The organism is Parashewanella spongiae (genome assembly GCF_004358345.1).
GTDB classification, from domain to species: domain Bacteria; phylum Pseudomonadota; class Gammaproteobacteria; order Enterobacterales; family Shewanellaceae; genus Parashewanella; species Parashewanella spongiae.
This window is the reverse complement of the sequence record NZ_CP037952.1, coordinates 3,889,014-3,913,613: the sequence shown is the minus strand read 5'-3', so window position 1 is coordinate 3,913,613 and position 24,600 is coordinate 3,889,014. Positions and strand designations below refer to the sequence as shown.

At 39.2% G+C, this 24,600-nt stretch carries 20 protein-coding genes and 1 pseudogene; 15 read left to right on the top strand and 6 right to left on the bottom strand.

Going from position 1 to position 24,600, the window contains the following annotated elements:
- The first annotated feature begins 741 nt into the window (after window positions 1-741).
- Complete coding sequence (locus E2I05_RS15630) at window positions 742-1,806, top strand: hypothetical protein (RefSeq protein WP_121855155.1); 1,065 nt, start codon at window positions 742-744, stop codon at window positions 1,804-1,806.
- Between the two features lie 43 nt (window positions 1,807-1,849).
- Window positions 1,850-2,914 carry an IS701 family transposase gene (locus E2I05_RS15625; RefSeq protein WP_133309569.1) on the top strand — a complete coding sequence of 355 codons (1,065 nt, stop codon included), beginning with the start codon at window positions 1,850-1,852 and terminating at the stop codon, window positions 2,912-2,914.
- Between the two features lie 59 nt (window positions 2,915-2,973).
- On the opposite strand, the gene E2I05_RS15620 is transcribed toward E2I05_RS15625, so the two are convergent.
- A complete protein-coding gene (locus tag E2I05_RS15620) occupies window positions 2,974-3,684 on the bottom strand; it encodes a UDP-2,3-diacylglucosamine diphosphatase (protein WP_121854416.1) in 711 nt (236 codons plus the stop codon).
- Between the two features lie 9 nt (window positions 3,685-3,693).
- A complete protein-coding gene (locus tag E2I05_RS15615; protein ID WP_121854417.1) occupies window positions 3,694-4,188 on the bottom strand; it encodes a peptidylprolyl isomerase in 495 nt (164 codons plus the stop codon).
- Window positions 4,189-4,384: 196 nt separating this feature from the next.
- Between E2I05_RS15615 and cysS the strand changes: the two genes are divergently transcribed.
- From cysS to E2I05_RS15580, 7 genes are all read left to right on the top strand, one after another.
- On the top strand, window positions 4,385-5,764 hold the full coding sequence (cysS, locus tag E2I05_RS15610) for a cysteine--tRNA ligase (protein WP_121854418.1): 1,380 nt from the start codon (window positions 4,385-4,387) through the stop codon (window positions 5,762-5,764).
- A 189-nt stretch (window positions 5,765-5,953) separates the two neighbouring features.
- A complete protein-coding gene (pilV, locus tag E2I05_RS15605) occupies window positions 5,954-6,532 on the top strand; it encodes a type IV pilus modification protein PilV (RefSeq protein WP_243641114.1) in 579 nt (192 codons plus the stop codon).
- Window positions 6,529-7,536 (top strand): PilW family protein, encoded by a 1,008-nt coding sequence (locus tag E2I05_RS15600; RefSeq protein WP_121854419.1) that lies wholly within the window; start codon window positions 6,529-6,531, stop codon window positions 7,534-7,536. The genes pilV and E2I05_RS15600 overlap by 4 nt, the downstream gene beginning before the upstream one ends.
- A 7-nt stretch (window positions 7,537-7,543) precedes the next feature.
- Entirely contained in the window at window positions 7,544-8,023 is a 480-nt protein-coding gene (locus tag E2I05_RS15595; RefSeq protein ID WP_244935395.1) for a pilus assembly PilX family protein, read from the top strand.
- 15 nt (window positions 8,024-8,038) lie between these two features.
- Window positions 8,039-11,581, top strand: a complete 3,543-nt coding sequence (locus tag E2I05_RS15590) for a pilus assembly protein (protein ID WP_121854428.1) — start codon at window positions 8,039-8,041, stop codon at window positions 11,579-11,581.
- Between the two features lie 3 nt (window positions 11,582-11,584).
- Window positions 11,585-12,019 (top strand): type IV pilin protein, encoded by a 435-nt coding sequence (locus tag E2I05_RS15585; RefSeq protein WP_121854420.1) that lies wholly within the window; start codon window positions 11,585-11,587, stop codon window positions 12,017-12,019.
- Window positions 12,007-12,315 (top strand): TapY2 family type IVa secretion system protein, encoded by a 309-nt coding sequence (locus tag E2I05_RS15580; RefSeq protein ID WP_121854421.1) that lies wholly within the window; start codon window positions 12,007-12,009, stop codon window positions 12,313-12,315. The genes E2I05_RS15585 and E2I05_RS15580 overlap by 13 nt, the downstream gene beginning before the upstream one ends.
- 53 nt (window positions 12,316-12,368) lie before the next feature.
- Here the strand turns inward: E2I05_RS15580 and E2I05_RS15575 are convergent.
- Window positions 12,369-12,539: pseudogene (locus tag E2I05_RS15575) on the bottom strand (4-hydroxy-2-oxovalerate aldolase); the annotation flags it as partial.
- A 678-nt stretch (window positions 12,540-13,217) separates the two neighbouring features.
- Here E2I05_RS15575 and E2I05_RS15565 point away from each other — a divergent pair.
- From E2I05_RS15565 to E2I05_RS15550, 4 genes are all read left to right on the top strand, one after another.
- Window positions 13,218-13,772: a UPF0236 family transposase-like protein gene (locus E2I05_RS15565; RefSeq protein WP_133309739.1), complete on the top strand. Its 555-nt coding sequence runs from the start codon at window positions 13,218-13,220 to the stop codon at window positions 13,770-13,772.
- Between the two features lie 39 nt (window positions 13,773-13,811).
- Complete coding sequence (locus tag E2I05_RS15560) at window positions 13,812-14,012, top strand: hypothetical protein (protein ID WP_121854423.1); 201 nt, start codon at window positions 13,812-13,814, stop codon at window positions 14,010-14,012.
- Window positions 14,013-14,808: 796 nt separating this feature from the next.
- A complete protein-coding gene (locus tag E2I05_RS15555) occupies window positions 14,809-17,004 on the top strand; it encodes a tetratricopeptide repeat protein (protein ID WP_121854424.1) in 2,196 nt (731 codons plus the stop codon).
- Window positions 17,005-17,542: 538 nt separating this feature from the next.
- Entirely contained in the window at window positions 17,543-19,804 is a 2,262-nt protein-coding gene (locus E2I05_RS15550; protein WP_133309738.1) for a class I adenylate-forming enzyme family protein, read from the top strand.
- Window positions 19,805-20,490: 686 nt separating this feature from the next.
- On the opposite strand, the gene E2I05_RS15545 is transcribed toward E2I05_RS15550, so the two are convergent.
- From E2I05_RS15545 to E2I05_RS15535, 3 genes are all read right to left on the bottom strand, one after another.
- Window positions 20,491-22,098 carry an IS66 family transposase gene (locus tag E2I05_RS15545; RefSeq protein WP_133309504.1) on the bottom strand — a complete coding sequence of 536 codons (1,608 nt, stop codon included), beginning with the start codon at window positions 22,096-22,098 and terminating at the stop codon, window positions 20,491-20,493.
- A gap of 90 nt (window positions 22,099-22,188) precedes the next feature.
- A complete protein-coding gene (gene tnpB, locus E2I05_RS15540; RefSeq protein ID WP_133309503.1) occupies window positions 22,189-22,521 on the bottom strand; it encodes an IS66 family insertion sequence element accessory protein TnpB in 333 nt (110 codons plus the stop codon).
- Window positions 22,518-22,889: a hypothetical protein gene (locus E2I05_RS15535; RefSeq protein WP_133309502.1), complete on the bottom strand. Its 372-nt coding sequence runs from the start codon at window positions 22,887-22,889 to the stop codon at window positions 22,518-22,520. Before E2I05_RS15535 ends, tnpB begins: the two co-directional genes overlap by 4 nt.
- A gap of 281 nt (window positions 22,890-23,170) precedes the next feature.
- Between E2I05_RS15535 and E2I05_RS15530 the strand changes: the two genes are divergently transcribed.
- Both E2I05_RS15530 and E2I05_RS15525 read left to right on the top strand, forming a co-directional pair.
- Complete coding sequence (locus E2I05_RS15530) at window positions 23,171-24,298, top strand: IS4 family transposase (RefSeq protein ID WP_133309737.1); 1,128 nt, start codon at window positions 23,171-23,173, stop codon at window positions 24,296-24,298.
- 55 nt (window positions 24,299-24,353) lie between these two features.
- Complete coding sequence (locus E2I05_RS15525; RefSeq protein ID WP_133309406.1) at window positions 24,354-24,539, top strand: hypothetical protein; 186 nt, start codon at window positions 24,354-24,356, stop codon at window positions 24,537-24,539.
- Window positions 24,540-24,600 lie beyond the last annotated feature (61 nt).

The following is a 24,600-nucleotide window of genomic DNA, read 5'->3' as shown; positions in this document are numbered from 1 at the left end:
AAAAAGGCCGTGTTGTAAGTGAATCGTCATTTCTATTCACTTTTAACCTAGAAACATCAGTTGACTGCGTTCTTAAGCGAAGAAAAAATGGCTGATAGTAAGGCGTAGCTTGCAGCAAGTAGTTATTCTACTTACAAAAGTTACAACGCAGATAGCAGTCATTTTAGCAAGCTTGTGAGCGTAGAACATTTCACTCATTGGGTGAAAGCCATGATGATAAAATCATCTTATTGCTCAAGCAGTTACTCGTATACTCAACGTTCAACTGATGTTTTTAGGTTTAACACGCTGCCTGCTTCATATTAAATAGCGACGACAATACGTTTTTACCTTGGTTACTTTTTAATGGCAATGTAAGTACCTGTCGATAAGTTCTTTGATAATTATTGTGTTCAGGTTTAGTGCTATACAAGACGCAATGTAGGGCGCATAGCCGTAGCTATGTAACCGAAGTTGCAACACCGTAAAGTGCTGTAACTGGGCACTAGAAAATCTTAAGAAACTTATGGTCAGGTACTTAGCCTCTTACTGCGTGGGCATTTCAACGCTTATTCTTCTACGTAGTGAAAGCTTGTGTTAATCCACTTGTTCAACACTTTCACGGAAATATATTAAAAGACTTTCATGAAAATGGTTTAATTCGATTTTAATATTTAAATTACATATGGTTCCTTATCAGCTTAAAAATACGAAGATGGATCTCATAACTCTAAATTTAGATACTAAAAGATCGAGGGTATTATGGCCGTAGTTTCAGTTGATGGAAGACAGCTTCAAAGTTCATTTTCTTGTGAAGTACAAACAAAACAAAATTTTCAAGAGTTTGATCGAAAATACGAAATAGCATTTGAAGAATTAAAAAAAAGCTGGGTAGAAGAACACTCTGATTTCTCTGTTACTATAGATTCAGAAGTTGAAAAAGGGAATTTTCCGTTTACATATCAAGAGCTTGATTTTGATTCAATAGGTAGCACTTTTCCATTAGATATGGCTGTCTCTCAGCATTTATATAATGCATTGACCGAGTCTACTAGAAGAGAACCTAAGATGGGTATTGGTATGTTTATCAGAGGATTATGCTTCTTAGCTCATGTAAACCCAGAAGAATCTGTGAGTGTTTATGAGTATGCAATGACTTTCCCATGGTTTCAATCTGCAGTGAAAAATTATCCATATCTAAAAAATAATATTGATAACATAATGCAAAAGACAAAAGAGCAGCTTGAAGCTAGGCAAACTGATTTAACTGAGATTGAAAAGAGTAACTTTAGTTCTCTAACTATAGCTGATAATTCCGGTTGCTCAGGTGCATCTATGCCTTTTCAATCTTTAGCCGTAGGAGGAGCATCGTGGCCAATAATGTCTGATAAATGCGCAGATTATTTAGATTCAGTGATGACTTGCTATACTTACCGGGAAGATCCGAATAAAAAAAATAAAGATGGTAGCAAATGTCCCAAGATTAAGCTGTTTGAGGAGAGATTAAATACAAGGACTAAGTTAAAGACGGTAATTATGAATGTTAAAACTCAAGCAAAGTCGGCTTCTAATGCATCAAATATGCAAAAATTGCATCATATATGTTCTGTATTAATTAGAGATATTCCTGAATCAGAGGGGTATAAAAATCCAACGACAAAAGATGATGGCTCGGCACGTTCTATAAATGACAGCGCTTATTATTCTGAACAAAAAGATATCAAAAAAGATGTGATGGAATATTTCACTGAGTTGAAATATTGTTTGGAACGTCGAGCTATAGCGATTGGTGTTAAATTATCTTTAACACCACTTCCTTCTTATTAACTCATGTTACGCACCGCCTAAAAATTAGTGGCATAATCAAGCTATGAACGATGAATTACTAGAGCTGTATAGCGATTACCAACTATCTAGCTTTGGACAAGTAACAGCAACAGGGATGTCAGACTTACTAGATGGTGCTTACAGTCATGATCAGGTAACAAGACTCCTTTCTACTAACGAGTTCACCAGTAAAACTCTTTGGGGAATGGTTAAATCCACTGTAAGACAGGTCGAAGAAGATGATGCCGTTCTTATTTTCGATGATACGATTGAAGAAAAGCCTTATACGGACGAAAGCGACTTGATCGCTTACCACTACGACCACACAAAAAATCGAACCGTTAAAGGGATTAACCTTCTTAATTGTCTTTACTACTCCCAAGGTGTATCAATTCCAGTATCTTATAAGTTGATCACTAAGCCAATTCCCTATTGTGATCTGAAAACTAAGAAAGTTCGCAGAATGTCTGAAACAACTAAGAATGAAGATTTTAGAGAGCTTTTACAAATTAGTTACCAAAACCAACTTAAATTCAAATATGTTCTAGCAGACAGTTGGTTCTGTTCAAATGAAAATATGGTGTTTATCAAACACAAATGCCACAAGGATTTTATCATGGCGTGCAAATCTAATCGTCTTGTTTCTTTGAGTGAAGATGATAAGAAGCATAAGAAATCACAACGGGTTGATACACTTGAGTTTCAAGAAGGGCAGTCTGTCAAAGTTTGGATATCTGGGGTAGATTTTGAGTTACAGTTATCCAAGAAAGTCTTTAAAAACAAAGATGGAAGTACAGGCGAGCTTTACTTGTTATGCAGTGATTTAAGTTGTGATGATGAGTTCATCCAAGCGGTCTATCAAAAACGATGGAACGTTGAACTCTTCCATAAAAACCTGAAGTCAAATGCGGCAATTACCCGTTCTCCAGCACATACAGTTAAAACACAAAGTAATCATCAATTTTTATCAATTTATAGTGCATTTAGGCTTGAAACCTTAGCTTTAAAACTGAAAATGAATAAATTTCAACTGAGGGCGAAACTGTATATAAAAGCATTAAAAACAGCCTTTACAGAACTTCAAACTCTAAAAGCTGTTAGTGCGTAACATGAGTTATTAAACCAGTTTGTTACGGTTGATGTAGAAGTAAGTGAAGTCACTAAAAGTCAAAAAGGCAGTGTTGTTAATGAAATACCTTCTCGGTTAACTTCTAAAACGCTGCCTTCTTCATACCAGTCACCCACGACAATACGTTTTTTTCCTTCAGCTACATCATTAAAACCGGGACGATGAGTATGCCCGTGTATCATGCGCTGAGTTTGAGTCGATTTCATTAACGATTTAACCGCTGATGGTTCAACGTCCATTATGGCTTGGCTTTTACCTTGGTTACTTTTTTTACTTTTGTTACGTATACGCTGTGCAATGGAACGCCTGATAGCGCTAGGAAAACTGAAATAAAGCCACCGTACAAAGCTATTATTACGAAATTTACGAAATTTTTGATAGCTTTCATCGAGCGTGCACAAGGTGTCGCCATGGAGAATAACAGTAGGAATATCATAAAGACTTAACGTGTGATGTTCTGGAAGAATTGTCATTCCAGCACGTTTAGCGTACTGATAACTCAGTAAAAAGTCTCGGTTGCCATTGATGTAATAGATTTTTGTGTAACGAGAAGCTGCTCGTAGTTTACTCGCTACATTTTCTGCAAAAGGCTCAGCGACATCATCACCTAGCCACACTTCGAATAAGTCACCTAAAATATACAGGGCTTCGGCTTTCTTGGCTTGGGTGTCCAAGAAACGAAAAAAGGCGTCTGTGATGTATGAATGATCTGCACTTAAATGCAGATCACCAATAAATAATGTCGTCATTATTAAATGTTAGCTTTCAACCGTAACACTTTCAATTACAACTGTTTCTAGCGGTACATCTTGATGCATGCCTTTAGTGCCAGTTGCAACATTCTTAATTTTTTCAACAACATCCATACCATCAATAACCTCAGCAAACACACAGTAGCCCCAGCCTTGAGGTGTTTCAGATTTAAAATCTAAGAAAGTGTTGTCGCTTACATTGATAAAAAATTGAGCGGTTGCAGAATGCGGCGCTTGTGTGCGAGCCATTGCAATTGTGCCTTTCTTGTTTGAAAGACCGTTACTGGCTTCGTTCTTGATCATTTCACCGGTTTTCTTCTGATCCATATCAGCAGTAAAACCACCACCTTGAATCATGAAACCATCGATTACTCGGTGAAAAATAGTGCCGTCGTAGAAACCATCTTTGACATAGTTCAGAAAGTTTTCAGCCGTATTTGGGGCTTTTTCTGCGTTAAGTTCAATTTTTATGTCGCCGTGATTCGTGTGTAATATGATCATGAGTCTTAAGTACCGAAATAATAAAGTTCGAAGTTTACCGTATCTGAGAATTGGTATAAAGATCTGTATTCAAGATTTATCCAGCCGTGATAAACTTTGCTTTTAACTACTCGTCATTAATGAAGATGAAAGTTTCAGGTCTTTCTCGTCAATAACGGGTAATAAGTTTATTAAAAGTGAATTAAAGAGATCGCAAATGCTGAAAATATATAACAGCTTGACCCGTCAAAAAGAAGAGTTCAAACCAATCCGTCCAGATCGCGTTGGAATGTATGTTTGCGGGGTTACTATTTACGATCTCTGTCACATTGGTCATGGTCGCACGTTTGTTTCTTTCGATATGATTTCACGTTATTTGCGATTCAGTGGTTACCAGTTGGACTATCACAGAAATATTACTGATGTAGACGATAAAATCATTAAGCGTGCGAATGATAATAACGAGTCATGTAACGTATTAACAGAGCGATTGATTGCTGACATGTATAAGGATTTTGATGCCTTAAATATGCTTAGACCAGATCTAGAGCCTAGAGCGACTCAGCATATTCCTGAAATGATTGACTTGATTGAAAGACTTGTTGAGCGCGATCATGCTTATGTAGCTTTAAATGGGGATGTGTTGTTCCGCGTAACGTCATTTGACGACTATGGTCGTTTATCGGGACAAGATCTAGAGCAATTACAAGCTGGTGCTCGTGTTGAAGTTGAGAACTCTAAAGAAAATCCTATGGATTTTGTGTTGTGGAAAATGTCTAAGCCTGGCGAACCAACATGGGAGTCTCCATGGGGACTCGGTCGTCCGGGATGGCACATTGAATGTTCAGCCATGAACAGCAAGCACCTGGGTTTGCATTTTGATATTCATGGCGGTGGATCAGATCTACAATTCCCACATCATGAAAATGAAATTGCTCAGTCCTGTTGCGCTCATGATACCCCATACGTCAATTATTGGATGCACAGTGGTATGGTGATGATTGATCGTGAAAAAATGTCAAAGTCATTAAATAACTTTTTCACGATCCGTGATGTGCTAGAACATTATGATTCTGAAACAGTGCGTTATTTTTTATTATCAGGCCATTATCGTAGTCAAATAAATTACTCTGAAGAAAATTTGAATCAGTCTCGTGCCGCAGTAGAGCGTTTATACACTTCGATTAAAGATTTAGATTTAACGGTAACGCCGGCAGATGCCGATGAATACGTCAGTAAATTTAAATCTGCGATGGACGATGATTTTAATACACCAGAAGCTTATTCAGTGCTTTTTGATATGGCGCGTGAAATTAATCGCTTGAAAACATCTGACCTAATGGCAGCAAGTGCCTTAGGGGCAAAATTTAAACAACTTGCAGAAGTGCTTGGGTTATTAAATCAAACGCCAGAAGCTTTCTTTAAAGGTGAAGGTGATCAAGACGAAATTGCAGAAATTGAAGCTCTCATCGTTGAACGAAATCGAGCAAGAACCGAGAAAGATTGGGCAGCAGCAGATAAAGCGCGTGATGGCTTAAATGCGTTAGGCGTAGTGCTTGAAGATGGTATAAACGGTACTACTTGGCGGAAAAAGTAATTTTTACAAGAATAAACACACAAGGTCAGCATTTTGTTGGCCTTTTATTTCTGATGAAAATTAATGCATAAATGTTAAATTTTTATGCTGGTTATGGCTTTTGGATAAAATTTAGCCTAAAATCTTTTTCCTTTAGACTATTAACTTGCCGTAGAATAAGATAATTTGGGTATTTATTGAGTCAACAAAATGGCAACAGTAGGAGGATTGACGCCAATGAATGGCAATGAAAAAGGGCTTTCCCTTGTTGAGGTGTTGGTTGCCTTAGTGATTTTAGCAATAGGCTTAGTCGGCGTTTTTAATCTTCATATTGTTTCTAAGCAAGGTAGCTTTGAATCCTATCAGCATACCCAAGCGGCTTACCTTGCTCATGACATTGTTAATCGAATTAAAGTTAATCGGACTGAATTAGCTAACTATTTAAATACAGATGGGTACGATGGGAGCTTATCTGCACCCGCCACGCTTTGCAATAATATTAATAATCAATGTAGCCCGGCTCAGATGAGGCTGGCAGATTTATATTCTTGGGAGCAATTACTTATTGGTAATTCAGAAATGCTTGATGATATTGGTGTTGGAGGGTTAGATACACCAGTAGCTTGCATTACTCAAGATGACGATTTGCTCACAGTTGCCATCAGTTGGCGAAGTATTCGTGAAACCTCTGACGGTGCTACGGGGCATTATAGTGGTGTGGCTCAGGACTGTGGAGCCGATGGTAATCGCCGAAGGCTCTACACCGTCACTACGGTTATAAGAATATGAATAAGATAATAAAAATAGAACGTAATCTGGGCTTTTCTCTCGTTGAACTTATGGTTTCAATGGTTGTTGGTCTGTTTTTGACCCTTGGTCTTTTTACGATGTTTCGAATGTCATCCACAAATGTGACAACGACGAGTCAATTTAATGAACTGCAAGAAAATGGACGCATAGCATTAGCAATACTGGAAAGAGACCTTAGTCAAACTGGATTTATGGGAGATCTTACAGGGCAACGCTTAACCGTAGGTGAAAATATAACAGTAGATGCTTTGGATATTGATGACGGGAATGATTGTATTGGTGCTGGATTAAATAATAGAAGTTTACCTGTTGTAAGTAGTGTTCCATATAGAATGATTTGGGGATATCGATCTAATGTCAGCCCCGATAGTTTCGCTTGTTTAAATAGTGTGGTTGATAACACTGACGTTCTACAAGTTAAGCGCTTAATCGGTCCGCCAACTCTTGCTCCAAATAATGTTAATCGGCACTACGCAGGAACGACAAGTAATAATCAAATTATCTTCTTTCGAGGAAATCAGCCTGCTCCAGCTGGCGAAAGCATTAGATATTGGGAACTTTCTCATCATATTTATTACATACGCAACCAAGATGGCATCCCAAGTTTAAGAAGAAAAACTTTAGTTGGCGACAATATGGCTGGCTCTGACGAACAATTAGTTGAAGGTATTGAAAATCTTAGAGTGCTTTATGGCGTGGACAATCAAGGTGATCCATCTGCTGATGTGTTTGTTGGTGCAGACAGTGTAACGCAAGACCTTTGGGATAATGCCCCCAAAGACTTTGGAGCACCTGATGGGCCTAAAGCTAAAATCGTTGCACTGAGAATATTTTTATTGGTTCGTTCACTTGAGCGAGATCCAAGTTATACCAATGAAACCACGTATCAACTTGGTGATATAAATTTAAATGCTTTTAATGATAATTTTAGGCGCAAAGTAGTTTCGACAACGATATCACTTGAAAACCTTTCGTTGAATTAGGTATGAGATGATGGAATTAAAAATGAAAAAACAGCAGGGAGTGGTACTTTTTTTTGCACTAATAGTATTAGTTTTAATGACTATTATAGGTGTTTCGCTGGCCGTTAACTCTACTCAATCAATTAAAATGGCGGGTTCTGGCGCAGAAAGGCTAGAGGCAATAAGTCACATTTATGGCTCTCAAGAACGGTTTATTACTCAAAATCAGGGTAATGCAATGATGACTGATTTAACCGCTCCAGCACAGGTAAACGATGCACAAATGGGTGTTTCTCATGCTGTTATGCCTATAGGGTGTAACCCAGATGCCGATAGTAATTGTACCTCGCCTGTTTTGGATACAGGTTGTGCCAGAAAATCAAGAGGAAGCTTAGGCATTAAATGCAGAAAAATTGAAGTGACCACTTCTGCTCGATATGGGCGAAACAACTTAGGACAACTTGTGATTTCATCAGGCATGGAACAACAAGTTTTAGACATTCGGTAATGGAGGTTGTTAATGATGTCGATATCAAAGATAGGGATATTTAGCACGTTATTTAGCTTAATAGCGTTTGCAGGATTGAGTGTTGCCGATGATACAGAGTTGTATGTTTTTGAGTCGTCCGTAAGATCTGGTGCTCGACCACAAGTGCTTATTATTTTTGATAATTCAGGGAGTATGAGAACAAATGAACCAAATAGTGAAGCTTCTTATGACCCAAATGTTAATTATGGTGTCCCTCTTGATTCATCTCGTTTGTTTTACTCCAAAGGTGGATTGAGCGTCACATCTATACCTCGTGCTGAACCAAGTGAGTTACGATATTTTTCAACTGAAATTAATGGTTGTGAAACCTCGAAGCAATTTTTAAATGAATACGGTGTTTTTACAGGTTTTTTTAGAGAATACCGTTTCGCAGGCCAAAATGGGACATGGGATCAACTTCCTGATACCGATGGTACGAGCATAGTTGCATTGGATTGCTTTGATGATATTGAATCAAAAGAATGGCGTAATGCGCTTGGTCAGCCAAATGGTTTTCCAGTTGATAGCTTAGGAACAGCAGATAATCCCCAGCGTTATACTTCAGTTAACTCAAACTCTCAAGATGAAATTGACGCAGCTGCTGAAATAGCACTACAAACAGGTTTTGGAACAGGCCAAGCAATTACTATATACACTGAAAATTATATACGCTGGTTTAATAGTACTAAAAGCACAGTTTCACGCTCGCGATTAGAAATCGCCAAAGAAGTTGCAGAAAGAACATTAATTACGACCCCTGGTGTAGATTTTGGCTTGCAAATATTTAATATCAATATTCCCACAGAATTAGTAAGAGGAGCGGGAGACAATGCTGGTGGAGATGGCGGAAGAATTATTGCTAAGGTGAAAAAACGCACGGCAATAGAAAAATCTACACTTATTAACACAATTAATGGATTAACGTCAGATACTAACACCCCTTTATGCGAAAGTTTGTACGAAGCCATGCGTTATTTTGGCGGATTAAGCGTCGATTATGGTGATGATGATTATAATTGGCGCTCATATATCCCCAATCAGCCACCACAAGATCCCAATGTTACCCAAGACGGTAATTATGATTCCCCCTTTAAAGCCTGTCAGAATGAGGTTTATGTTATTTTAATCACTGATGGCGTGCCGACAGCAGATCGCAATGCAGATACGAACATTGCGGGATTGCCAGGAGTTGATACTGATCCTTTTGAAAACGATACAGTGTTTGATAGCTACTATGAAACAAATCAAAGTTATTTACCAAACCTTGCAGAATGGTTGCATACTCAAGATGTGAATTCGAGCCTTCCAGGTGATCAGCATGTTACAACATTTACGATTGGGTTTAGTGATGGTGCTAATGATGCTGAAGAATTACTAACAGAAACGGCAAGACTTGGGGGCGGCAAATATTTTGCAGCAAGAAATGCTATTGAATTACAGTCTGCTTTGCAGAAAGTTCTTACCCAAATTTTAGACGTGAATGCCAGTTTCACCTCTCCTTCAATTGCAAGTAATAACTTTGATAGAACGCAAACACATAACTCAGTTTATTATGCAATGTTTCTTCCAAATAAAGGCCCAAGATGGCGTGGAAATTTAAAAAAGTTTCGTGTAACGGGCTCAGGAGATGTGGTTGATAAAAATGGTATTAATGCAATTGGAGAAGATGGTAATTTAAAATCATCAGCTTGTTCATATTGGACTACTGATTCTGTCTGTAGTTTATCTAGCGATGGTGGTGATGGTAATGATGTTGTTGTAGGAGGAGCCGCACAGGTATTACAAGACGCTTCATCTCGAAATTTATATTTTAACAAGAGTGGCTCTCTTGTACCACTCACGAAAACAAATGCATCGACTCGAGCTGGAGGGGATGCTGATTTAGCGAGCTATATGCAAGTGGATGAAGCGCAGCTAATAGATACTTTCGAGTGGATAAAAGGTAAAGATGTCGATGACGATGATAAAGATAATAATATCACTGAACATCGAGTTGATATTCTTGGTGATCCTCTGCACTCCAAGCCGTTAGCGATTGATTTTGGGACTAGCAGTCTACCCGATATCCGAATTATTATGGGCACTAACCATGGTTTTATGCACATGTTTAAAGACACAGGAGCAAATGTGTCAGAGACTTGGGCATTTATGCCTTATGAGTTATTGCCTAATGCTAGAGAGCTGCGTGCTAACATCCCAACAGGCGTTCACTCTGTTTATGGCCTCGATAGCCCACCAGTCGCTTACGTAAAACGCAATGGCAATACGATTGAAAAAGCTTGGCTTTTCTTTGGGATGAGACGAGGTGGAAAATCTTATTATGCTCTTGATATCACCGATCCTGACTCACCGACATTTAAATGGAAAATTGATTCTGCATCATTAGGCGTTGCTCAATTAGGGCAAACATGGGCTGAACCTGTCGTGACATTCTTACCAGGGATAACGAATCCTGTTCTTATATTCGGTGCTGGTTACTCACCTTCGACAAAAGATATCACAGGGGTAGGGCAGGCTGATCTTGAAGGAAAAGGGGTGTTTATTGTTGACGCAACAAATGGCAGTTTAGTTCATTTTTTTGGTAATGCGAGCGGTGCTAACATTACGTCAATTCCTAATTTAACCGACAGTATTCCCAACTCAGTTGCTACGTTAGATGGCACTGGAGATGGCGTTGTAGATAGGTTGTATGCAACGGATACGGGGGGGAATGTTTGGCGGATGGATATGCCGTCAGCAAACAAATCAACATGGACAGCTTTTAAGTTTGCAGATTTAGGTGGGAACTTAATCAGTTCAGACCGAAGGTTTTATGCAGAACCAGTTGCCATAAAAACGCTTTTTACCAACGTTATTCAAGATTCAACAACAGATGTGGACGGAAATACGGCAACGAACACTTATTATCAAGATATCCCTTATGATGCAGTTGTAATCGGCAGCGGGCTTCGACCCAGTCCATCTAATAAAGAACGCAGTGATATATTTTTCACTTTGCAGGACAGGAATATTACTACTAGATCCTACTTAGCTGGTGATGTGCCTAATGCATTAACTATTGCTAACTTATATGACGTGACAGCGACCCCGCCAGCTTCTACGGCACAAAATATTGCTTTTGGGGCTAAAAGAGGTTGGTATTATAGTTTTCAAGCTGCTGGTGAGAAGAGTTTGTCAGCAGCAACGATAGTGGCAGGTAAAGTGTTTTTTACGTCTTATGTGCCAGGTGAAAGTGGCTCAGATAACCAGTGTCTGATATCAGGAAAAGGCCGCCTCTATGGTTTTGATCTTCATCGTGGTACACGAGCTTACAGGCAAACTTTTTATGAAATTAGTGACAGAGTGCCTGATACTCCTCAGTTAGTTGTTCCTGCAAATGGTACTGGGCCAAGTTACATGTACTTAGTCGGTATTGGTGCCGCAGGATTAAACTTAGATAAAGTGGATGGATATGAAGATGGGTGCCCTGAAGGAGATGATAAGTGTCAAGACGCTGGGCCTTCTGCATCAAGGATCTATTATCATGTTAACGAGTAATAAATGAAAAGATTCATTAAAGGGTTTAGTTTAATTGAAGTGATGATAGTGGTCGCAATTGTTGGCATTCTTGCCTCGATTTCGTATCCATCATATACCCGATATGTTGCGCAAGGTGCGAGGGCTGATGCGTTAGCAGCATTAGTAGAAATCGCGAACTTAGAAGAGCAGTATTATCTAGATCATCGAACTTATACCAGTAATATGCTCCAGTTAGGGTTAAACGCTGACCCATTTGAAGTTGAAAATGGTTTTTATGACGTTGATGCTGTGATTGATGCGGCAAATAGAACGTTCACAATTACCGCGACAGCAAAGGGTGTTCAGGCAACACGAGACTCCGACTGTGCAATGATTACGCTAACTTCGGCAGGTGTGAAAGGCTCGGCAAACTCAGCTATACCAGCAGAACAAGGAGGTGAGGCATGTTGGAAATAACAAAAATGTTTAATGCTACTGCGATAATTGCGCTATTAATAAGTCCAAGTGTTCTGGCAGCAGATAAAAAGGTCGGTTATAAATGCTATCTGGATACAAGTGCAGGCAAACAAGTTGTCCTTTTTAGTTGGAAAAAATCCAAAGTTAATTCCCGATTATTCAATTTACCGGCTTCAAGAGTAACGGTTGCTAACGGGAAACGTGCTTTTGTAAAAGATATAATCGAGTGCGTACCTGAAAACAAACGCTTTAAAACTCCAAAAGCACAAGAAAAAGACCGTTTGCAGTTGCGCTAATCTTCTTTTTGCTGCAATTGGGGCGAGTGAATTGTAAAGGTGAAGAATGCTCATCACCTTTTTTCTTTAGCCAAGTTAATTGCCACATATTCAATCATATCTTCTTGACCACCTACCGTCTTCATTTCAGCGAGTTTAAGTAAAATATCTTCAGATCAAACATGGTATTTCTCATCAGCTCGTTTGGCATGGAGTAAAAATGAAGAGTAAACACCAGCATAACCCTAAATAAATCGGTTGGGAGCGTTCATATACGCAGAAAAAATTACTGATAGCAAGGCATGAATAGCAGCAAGTAGTGGTTCTACTTGCAAAATTTATAACGCAGCTAGCGGTGATTTTGGCAAGTATATGAATGTTCAGCACTCACCTGATTGGTGAATTAGGGTTGTTTAGTTTTGTATTTAACTTCAATAGATTAAAGCTAAATTGTGCGTTCAACCGATTTATTTAGGATAACCCAATACTAAAGAATCTCGATCAACTCGAATGGGTTGTTCCATCATGGGTACTACAATTTCCTCAGCAACTGCCATAAGTTTAAATACGTCAACATTCGTTGTAGCACCCATTCGAGTGGCAACCGCGTTGGGTGTAGATCTGACATTGAGCACATCTATTAAAAACCCAAAATTAATGAATGGTTACTCATTTTTTTGCGTTGTGAAAATGTTCATATCGGTTAATTTTAAGTAGAATATAGATAAAAAGTGATTTCTTATTCAGCATTAACCACGTAACTATTCCGTGTGCGCAATGTCAGGTAGATCTTTTAGAGCGACGAGAATCATGAAAAGATCATTAAATATCAATTGGATAAGTTTAATAAATAGTGCGAAAGGAGCAATTTTATAGTATTTATCAGTTTGCAAGCACAACAAGTCTATAAAAAGGCTCCTTTCATGAAACTAGCATACTCAAATTCACTCGAATATTCATTCTTTTCTGAAGCCAAATTACAATTCGAGCGAATTGTTTCGCATCTCGAAGAAAAACATGTTTTGCATGATGAACATGGAGAAGTTAAAGCTTACATTAATACCGAAGGTACTGAATTATTGCGATGTTTATTTCAAGGTTTCCTCGATATTAAAACCGCTGAAGAGCCACGTCAGCAAGCTTTTTCCGACCATGACATAGCATTGAATTATTTGAAAAATAACTGCAAACGAAACTTAGAAAGTCTGTTTGGTACCGTAACGGTGCATCGAAAAGGTTACAGTCAACGTCAATGTGATAGCGTGTTTCCAATGGATGGTGAGCTGAACCTTTCAAAAGACAAATACTCAGATGGTGTACGCCTAAGACTCGCTACAGAAGCTGTCAAAGGCTCATATGATGATGCAATCAGCTCAATAGATACCACTACAGGTGCACACATTCCCAAGCGACAAGCAAGGCAAATTGTGCAGGATATTGCACAAGATTTTGATGGTTTTTATCTCCAGCATAGATAGCTTAAGCCAGGAAACACGTCCGATTTACTGGTATTGACCATGGATGACAAAGGCATTGTTATGCAACCCAATAGTTTGAGGGCGTGTACGCAAAAAGCAGCAAAACAACAGAAGCTTAAGGGACGTTTAAGTGCAGGAGAAAAGAAAGACCGCAAACGAATGGTAGAAGTTGCAGCGGTATACACCACCAAGCCTTTGCATCGTCCCCCAGAATCGATCATGTCTAGAAACGACAATTAAAATGTTCGTCCATTGCGTGTGCCACCAAGAAATCTTTCGGATTCACTTATGTTGATCATACTGACTACCTAGCATTTACCCGATTCATGTGGTTATCAGGAGGAATGTCCTCTCAGGATTATTTTCCCGTCGAATCGACTTCATTACATTGTCAGACTCGCTACTTCATTCAGAGTCCTAGGTTCAACCGGTGATACGGCAGATTCACTCTTCTAGCGGTGAACAGCGCTCCATACGACATCACGTCGCACGCCCCCAAACGTGCTAGCAAGATTATCAACAACTACCTAGTTTAAGAAAATTTAAGAAATAAAACTGGCTGGTTTTAGCCACAGCTAGAAGACTTGCCAGAAGCTGAGAATATCATTTTGGGAATATCTACAACATAGGCTTTCAACGAACAACCAGTTCCCACCATTTGGAGAGCTAGTGTTACAAAAATCTAGAGGGCGTATATGGTCTCTAGGCCTGCCACGGATTATTGAGAAATTACAAATATAATAGATTACTTATTACTCTAAAAAACACCTTGTTACTTAACTAAAATGCATATATTTTCGCATGAGTGTTTGTTGGTATGATGTGCAGAGCATCACATAAAATTTTTAATTCACTTTCTAAATTTCAGTTCATGTTTTCATGCCTACTATCAAGAACAAGAATTTTATTCTGCGTTCAAAATTTTTGAATAACGTTTCATAAATAACTTTATTATTTTGTGATTTTTCAAGTCTCTTAGTCAAGACCATAAGACAAATCATAACCACAATATCAGTAAGATGGACAGAGGTGAATAATGGCAAGTTTGAGCGAAAGCTGTGCTAGCTTTACAGTTTCGGACTATTGTGAAAAAGTAACAACAGGAGATGACAAACACAATTCTGAACCTGTCGTTGATGCTCAACATACTCAATATCAGGTTCAATCGGTACAATCTCTTCAATCGAGCTTGTCAGAATTTCATTTATCCTCGACTCCATTGCCAGAAAATAAAGAGCCAAACTCTTTAACACAAGCACCTAAACAGTGTAGTGAGCATCGAGAACCTGAACAGCAAGAAATAACCTGTCCGAAGACTCAAGACACAAGAACTGAATCAGGATTAGAATCTCCCACACAAGCTGCAGACACATTTTCATCTCGATTTGAACCTGTTCAGATAAGATTTGATTTTACTTCTCTAAAAGAGCTTTTACATGCAAAATATTATCAATCAATGCAAAAAAAAATCGAATGCATTGATAGCTCTGCTTTTGATCGCGAATCCAAAGATCATTTGGATTTCATATCCGGTATTACTTTTTTAAAGCTGAGACAATTTAAACAAGCAAAGCAGTGTTTAAAACTTGTCACACAAAGAAAACCATCAGCAGAAAATACCGATTTGTTTGTTGTTTATGTGTACTTAGGTGATGTTTATTTTGAGGAAGAGAATTTCAAATCAGCAAAGGGTATTTACCAAAAAGCCATTAATTTACATTCGTCTGATAAGCCCAAAATCACATCAACCTTTAGCATAGTATCTCCGTCTCTCATTTCGGTCCACTTAAAACTTGCAGTAACTTATAAGAATCAAAAAAAATTTGAACTTGCGCTCAAGCAATATGAAATAGCTCTGACTGTGGCAAAAACAGACAACGAAAAACTGCGGGTTCAAACTTTATGGGGAAATCTATTACGACGACTAGGCGATAATCACAACGCATTAACCCTTTACTTAAATTGCATCAAACTCTCCATACAACTTGGTGATTCAAAAAGTTTAGCTTGGAGTCATGGCAACACTGGTCTTGCCTATCTTGGACTACAAAATTGGCCACTAGCGCTCGAACACTCAGAAACGTCTTTACCGCTCACTTTAGAGCATGAACCTACACCACAAGCGATCAGTCGTGCCTATAACAACCTTGGTACGGTATATCAAGCAAGTGGTGATTTCTCGAAAGCGGAAGAACTTTATGGTTTAGCACTTTCGCAAGCCATATTCGGTGATGATAAAGCTGGACAAGCAAATGCTTACGGTAATATAGCAAACCTCGCAGTCTTACAAAAAAAATACGCTTCTGCAATACTGCACTATAGAGTGATCCTAAGCTTGAAACCCGATACTTCAACTAAAATGGATTGTATGCATAACCTCGGATGTGCCTTGTATGAATATGCAACTACTGAACTTCGTTCGCACATTAATCAAGACAAATTACCCATTGAGGTTCAGTTAAACATTAAAATTGTTAAAGTAACCGAGCATCCGAGTTTCATGATCCAAGGTGATCCAATCATTTGTGGCTTTCACTCAGGTTTAGGTGAAAAAGCAAAAATAAAGGAAGTGAAACAGTTATTAACTAAGAGCGTTGAAACTCTTACGCACTTAAAAGAACATCATCTAGCGACCTTTGCGCATTCTGCTGAACGTTATAAAAGTGATTTATGGCCAGTTTTCTTGTCCAACAATCAAAGAGCTTTTCATCGATTAGTAGATGGTTTATTGACATTGGGTTTGCCGCATGAAGCACTAGTTGTCACTGAAGAAACTCGCACTCGTTGCATTATAGAACAATGCACACAAAATGATGGTGCAGAAAAAACCAATATGAATAGCATTACCTTGCCTCTTTCCTACGAGACAATATGGTATACATTGATGTCATGTATACACGCCACTGTATATTTATATTTTACGGGTGATAGGTTAGCCATTTGGTATTTTAACTCTGAAAAGAAATTGATGACATCATATTCATTTTTATCTGATAATGAATTAAATTATGGTGCATTTAAAACGATAAGGGATATTGTTCAGCAAGATGGTGGGATATGTCGACTGATTAATAGAGGTTATTCCGATTTTGACACGAGTACTATGCAACAATACAATCTGAAATGCGAGCAGTTGAATAGGGTGCTAGATAAGTTATCCTCTTTCATAAAGCAGTTAAATGAAACTTTACCTACGCTAAAACAGAAAAAGACAATCTTTTGGGTTATATAATAATTAGACTTTCCAATAAGTTCAAGATCGCTACTCGACCTATATGACTGAAGTTTTAATATCGTTTCTGCGCCTCAAGGCTTCATCTCGATCCAATAATATCCAGCCTATCATTAATCAAATGACGACAGGCGATAGGAAAATAAGGTAAGGGATGTCGCAGTTCAAATAATACCAATTTAAATTTCAACGCTTAATTTGTCATACCTGCGAATGCAGGTATCCAGCGACTTGTGCCCAAATTAACCAAAGACTCTGGACTCCTGCGTTCGCAGGAGTGACGATAAAATTGGTATACATTCTTCCGCCACGTCCCTAACTGCATGAGTGTGTCAATCTTGTTCATTTTACTTTCACTTAAGTCATTGTTCTTTCAGAATCTATTTTAAGATCTTGTCGTTTCAAAAGATCTGCACCCTATAGATTTCGTTACGCAAAGCTCAGGTTAAATTGGGAACGGCCTTTGCTGAGAGTAAGAAAATAAAATTATTTTTTATGACTTTTTTATTCTGGACATTTGATCTGAAACCGAATCTACTTGAGCCTTGATGAACAGTGTTTTCAAGGGTATTTTGGCAAATCACTTTGCAGCACTTCTTATTCATATTTCTTAACTGTTTATATTAACTCTCAAAGTTTTCCTTATGTATTTAAGACTTTTCCTCTAGAGGTAATAAATATGGCTTTACCATTCCCCAATACAGATACTACTAGCACTGTAATAGAAGACCTCCACACTTTTGATCCAGAAGCCGCCATCAGTAATCAAACAGAAAGTGTATGTGGTACAAATTTTAGTGTAAATGAAACAGAAAAAAGCGATTTTCAATTGTCACCTTCTGGAGATTTCTTTCGTGGAATCGGAGGGATAGATAAGAACACTGGTCAATTCAACTGGAGCAAGGTTCCTTGGTTTGAGCTGTTTAATCAGCAGACTCAAGATTTAATTAACAAACACCCTAGTATTACAGATGCATTAAAGGCAACAGGTTTTCAGAAAGTAACCGATATTTGGCGGAATACAATTCAAGAATCGGGAGAATTAACTGCGGTAAGTAGTGAGTTTGGCAGCCTTAATTATGCTGAGGTTGAACAAATTACAAAAACACTCGCACATAATTTAAGAAGCTTTGACTCTGAACCCCTGTTGAAAGCTGGAGATAAAGTTTTACTGCCGTTTCCTTCAACACCAGAGCTGTTAGTTGCTATGATCGGGGTCATTGATGCAGGGCTGACACCAGTACCTATATTGTTCACCCTCGACGAAACAAAGCTCCTGAGTGCAATGGAAAATGCACTAAAATTGACTGGAGCCAAAATGGTGATGGGAATGGGACTTCCTTCTTGCGTCAGCGCCATGCAAGCTTTAAAAGAAAAAAACAGTGAGTTACATTTTGTTGTAGGTGAATTAGCTGCAGCTCAAAAAGTAAAAACAGTCGGATTGACCTTTAAAAGTGTTTTAGGTCGATTCTTAGGAAAGGTATCACCTGTACCTGAAGGTTTTCATTCCCTATATAGCATGTGCCAACATTGTAACCACAAACAAGAACTTATAACCCCCAAGAGCAGTCTTTTAGAGCCAGCAATAGTTTTATTAACCAGTGGCACGACAGGAAAGTCTAAAGCCATTGAGCTCACGCACGAGCAGCTATTAATTTTATCAATCCAGCTAAAAATTGATATTCTAGGAAACCCTGAAGTTCAATTATCTAAAAATCCACATATTTATTTTCCATTGCCTCTTGGGCATGCATTCGGGGCTGGGGTTAGTCTAGTGCTTACACCTAGTGTTCAGGGGCATATAATATTGGTCACTAACCCTAGAGATCCTAAATCATTAATTCAACCGCTCAAAAGTGGCCATCCAGAGGTTTTGATGGGTGTCGCCAAAATCTATGATGTTCTGATAAAGAAGGTTCCTGACGAGTTAACTCGATTATACGCAAACACCCCTCCTTCGCTTGTTGTCTCTGGTGCAGCAGCAATGCCAGAAGTTACAAGAAATAATGTAGAGCGTCACCTGCATACGAAGGTTAGAGAAGGTTTTGGTATGTCGGAAACAGGAATCGCATCCGCATTACAAGTTCAGAATAATCCCAAACAAGGTTATATTCCTATGGCAGGGAATACCTATTGTATTCTCGACAGTAATCAAGCTGACCAATTTACAGAAGGGTTCAATCCCTTTGATTTACTTACTGATGGGGAAGGAGATTTAATGTTGGCTGGTAATGTTTCTAGCCATTATTTGCAACAAGAAGATAAAACTCAAGAAACTTTTATAAAAGATAAATTTGGTCGCCAATGGGTTCGCACTGGCGATACGGCAAAACAAATTGGAGAAAAAGGGGAGTTTGAAATTATTGGACGAAACAAAGAAATTATTATTGTAAACGGCGCTAATTATAATCCTGATGAAATAGACAATACAATCAAAGGACACCCAAGAATCAGCGAGAGTATGGTATTTAGGTTACCAAAAGATCTTTCTGATCAAGCCGGCAGTGACTTAACCGTTTTGCTAATAAAAATATCAGGCAATGTCGCCCTCTCGGATGAAGATGTTCAAGGGTTTATGAGAGGTAATCATGCTCATGAAGCTGTCATACCAAGAGAGGGATGTATTATTCGGTTGCCTAAAAATGTAATGTTCCCCCAAACTGACACAGCCAAACCTAAACGAGTACATATGACAAATGAAATCATTCGCATGCTCGAAGAACAAGGAGAGGAAGGTAAAGTAGACACTAACAAGTTGCAATCAATTGTCGAGAAAATTCTTTCTGTTCAATTTGGTTAGCTAATTATTTTCGTCGCCTCTTAGGGTTTATTACCATTGTGAAAATCAAATATCTAAAATTGACCTTAAATTTGACAAGTGGGCACCGAGAATAAATAGTAATTTTGTCTGAAGCTAGGGGCTGTTGATCTTTCGTGATTGTTTTTGCAGCGATAAACTGGTTATTTTATGCAAGGCAGAGTTTGTGAGGTTTGGTTATTATCGACATACAAAACTGTCGTTACTTCGTTTCCAAATAAGAAAACGATAACGCAGCAGAAATGACCAATTTACGCTGTCTTCGATGTTTTGAGCATTCACTGTTCTGTGTTGTGACCAGCTCACTTAGATGGCTAAGCATCACTGCTCACGCCTTGAACAGATAAATGCTCAAATAGCACTAAATTTAATCCTGAAAGATCAACAGACCCTAGATTCTATTGGTTAAGATTTCTCACTGTACCCATAAACTGGGTACAGTCATTGGTCACTGTACCCAAGTGGGGACGATGAGAATGCGTGGTTAATCTTTCTTATTCAATTATATATTCCAACGTTTTTCTAATTTTGGTTTCAATTTCAGAGGGTGTTCAGCCTAATTGATGTTAGTTTTTTGTGAGCTTACGGCAGCATAGCGTGCAAAACTAAATTATTTCAGGTACAGCTAGACCTAGGCGATTAGCCCAAGTCCATTTTTTACAGCTGTATTATTTTTCAGTGCCGACTGTTTCTCGATAATTCCACGGTAGGTATTCTTCAGGATTGGTTTTCACTTTATCCTTCTCTCTCTGTAAAAATGTGAAATACTCAAACACATTGATGCCAGCTTCACTTGCTGTTGCAATCATTGACGTGATGACATCACCAATCGTAGCGCCAAGTAACGTCTTATGGAACATCGCATTTTTTCGGTCACGAACGATGATTTTTAACATGGCTTCGATACGGTTATTATCGATGTATACACCTTCGTAGTGGCAAAAATAGCTCAAGCCAACATAGTGTTTGACAAAATATCGCATCGCCTTACCTAAACCACTATTCTCTTCAACTGTTTCATCGTTAAGGTGTGTTGTACACCACTGCTTGATGGTTTTCATTACAGGCAACGAATGTTGCTGATGGTAACTCAGCCTTTCTGTTGCCGTAAACTTTTGCTCTTTAGTGTGCTGCTCGTAAGCCCAAATTTCACCATAACGTGTCAGTACGTGCTCGACTTCATCGGGGAAATGGTTAATGACATCAACAAATTGTCGTCTGGCATGACTGTTACACAATGACAGCAGACATTCTCTTACCGTAGGGCGATTACTGACCAGAGCATCACTCATCATTATCGGCCTAGATTGATGAGTACCGCGTTTGTGCAACAGGCTATCGATGAATTCGCCAGCATGACCAATATTAGTTTCAAACAACACGATACTATCATTGGCTTGAGTGGTCGCAATAACACCTGATGTGTACACGCCGCTGCGCATTTGTGTCTTGTCACTGTTACGCACCGGTTTTTCTATTGGCGTAGCATCCAAAATTCGGTGAGTCGTGTCATCGAGATAATAATGCTTCGCATCGGCCGCGAGGTTAACCAACATTTGATAAACAGGGTAAATATCATTGGCCACATATTCAACTTGGTCAAACACAGTAGACGCAGTGATTTTGACACCAAGCAGCTTTTGAATGCTCCCTTGGCGATAAAACGGCAACCCGGCAAAATACTTGTGTATGGCCATTAATGACCGAGCTGAGTAGCCGTATTTTTGTTGCTCGCTCCCGTCGGCTAACACTTCAACTGGCAAAGCGGCGGTAGCGTAAGCGCCACAAGCATTACAGCGAAAGCGCTCCATGACATGCTGCTCTGGCTTAAACGGACTTTGCCCTGTGATACGCAGTAAACTGCCTGGGTCGGTTTTGTACATTTTACCCATGTGGCACTCTAGGCAGTTATCACCTTTTTTCACATCTGTACTCTGATGCACTATCACAACTGGCTTAGCGGGAGTGAAATCTTCACCGCTCTCTTTGGGTTTACGATTTTTACCCGCAGTGTGTTTACCGCTTCCTTTATTGCTTTTACTGACACGAGACAAGGCTTCTGAAGACTTTTCAATGCCAAGTAACTTACGCAATTTGTGCACGGTGACATCGTGATTGGTTAATCGTTGCTGCATCGTCGATAACGTCACTAAGGCATCAAGTAACAACTGACAATCTTCTGGAGACAGTGCTAATTCATGCTCTTTGGCTTCAGTAACACGAACTATCAGTGCTTCCAGCGCGTTGTGGTCGATATCAGTAAACGGTTTACTCATTAAAGGACAGTCCAGCTTAGGCGAATAGGAAAAATGAATTCGGCGGGCAGTATGATCCGATAAATAAAATAATCAACCGGTAAGTGCGATTTATTTCAAGCGACTTGAAGATAAATAAGGTTCACCACTCAGTAATTGCCGTAATTGTGCCGCAGCCATCGGTTGCATAACGCCATGATGACGTGGCCATCCATGAAATTTTCCTTTTGATAACCGTTTGGTCATCAGCCAAAAGCCATTATGCTCATAAGTGAGGGCTCGTATCATGGTTTTGTTGCGATTAATGAAGACGAATATCGAGCCTGAACGCGGATTACTCGACAAGCGCTGTTGGCACACGGCCGCCAGTCCATCGATACCACAGCGAAAATCAGCAGGCTGAGTCGCAATGAAGATACGACTGTTGGAAGTTAAATAGATCATGATTTCATTGCCCAGATAAGGGCGCAAATAAAGTGAACATCCACCACACCTTGTATATGAATATTGTCGCCATTAGATAGATTCAACTCAAGTTTTACTGGGGAATTGGGCTTGATGACCTCAGGTAAGTTGGGTAATTCAATGAAGTCTGTAATGGACTCTGCCGAGTTTGATACCTGGCACCATTGTTTAAATTGAGAGCTACTGATACGTAAAGCGGTGCAAATTTGTGATGATGAGTAATGCTCTAGCAATGAAATGGCTTGCTCGCGGAGAGTGTTTGGTATTTTAGTTCCGCGACTCGGCTTATTTATGCGCCAATGGGCGAAGACTGTGGCGACGCGAGTTAATGGCTCTATATTTGGCATGATGGGCTCCGATAATTAATCTGCCATCATTACATCAAATTATTGGGTTAAAGTTGCACTATGCTGCCGTAAACTCACAGTTTTTTAACTTATTGATTTTCTGTGAGCGAACAAATAAAAATACCTGTAAATGGCTTTCACCTTTATAACCACTTAGTCGCCATTTCGGTAAAAATATCTAGTTTTAACCCAATGGCACTAACTTAAGATTTAGCTGAAGGTTTACTAATTGAACAATAGAGAGTAAATCATACAGATTAAGGTTTTTCTAGTGTCACGCCATGAATACTACAACTCGCCAATTCTTCAATGATGCCCCAGAATTGTTACGTCGCTTTGCTCAAACGGAAGAAGATGAACTTTCTTCAATTCTCACTCTGCAAGATTTAGAAGATTTTCAAAAAGATAATACTCAAAGAGTACGCAAGTATCCCGCTTGCCACACACTTTCGCTTTTCATGAAGCAAGTTGCCAGTGAAAACAAGTCTTGTCGTTGCACACTAATCAGTGACGCTAGAGATCAAATTGCTATAGGTCGAGAGAAAAACAGCACAATTACAGGTCCCTACTGCAAAGCAAGAAAACGGTTATCTCCAGAGTCAATTAAATCGCTATTGAAGAAATCAGGAAAAAACTTAGATGAAGCGATTCAAGGGAAATACTTATGGCATGGCCGTAGAGTGCTATTAACTGACGGCTCAACACTATCTATGCCTGATACGCACGAGAACCAAGCCCAATTCCCTCAACCTAAATCACAAAAAGAAGGGCTGGGCTTTCCTCAGCTGCGGATTTTAGTGTTAATTTCTTTGGGTAGCGGTGCAGTCATTGACTCGGCTGTTTCACCTTGTAAAGGGAAAGGTACTGGCGAGCAGGCACTATTAAGAAGTATGCAGTCAGACTTGAAACAAGGTGACATTGTGCTGGGAGATGCTAATTTCGAAAACTACTTTGTTCTTGTAGGACTAATGGGGTTAGGCGTTGATGCTGTTTTCGAAAAAAGCGGAGCCAGAAATGTCGATTTCAGAACCTGTGAAGAAAAGCTGGGTAAGCGAGATGGTTTATTTAAGCTAATTCGTCCATCCTGTCCAGAATGGATGACCCCAGAGGGTTACGCTCAAGTGCCAGAAGAGCTTATCGTCAGAATGGTAGGAACAAAGAAACGTATCATTGTTACCACGCTCACGGATAAAGAAGTCTATCCGAAGCAAGATATTATTGATTTATACGTTTCACGATGGCATATCGAGTTGGATTTTAGGTCAATCAAGACCATGATGAAAATGGATATTTTAAGGTGTGGTAGTCCAGATATGGTGCGTAAGGAAATTGATGTTCATTTGTTAGTTTACAACATGATAAGGGCACTTATGTGCCGAGCGGCAGAAAAAAAAAGGAATATCGCCTAGAGAGGCAAGTTTTAAAGCCGCACATGACGCATTACAAGATTTTCAGATATTACTTTTGCAAGCCACCGAAGGGATCATTGACACTTTATTGGATGTGATAGCAGATATTATCGGCGAGCATATCGTTGGCAATCGCCCGGGGAGAAAAGAACCGAGAGCAAAGAAAAGGCGACCGAAACCGACACCAAGGTTACAACATTCAAGAAAACAAGCACGTAGGCTTAAGGTATATCAGAAGTAATTCTTAAGTTAGTGCCATTGAGTTTTAACCTTATTTTTAAGGTTAAAACAGCAAAATCTGG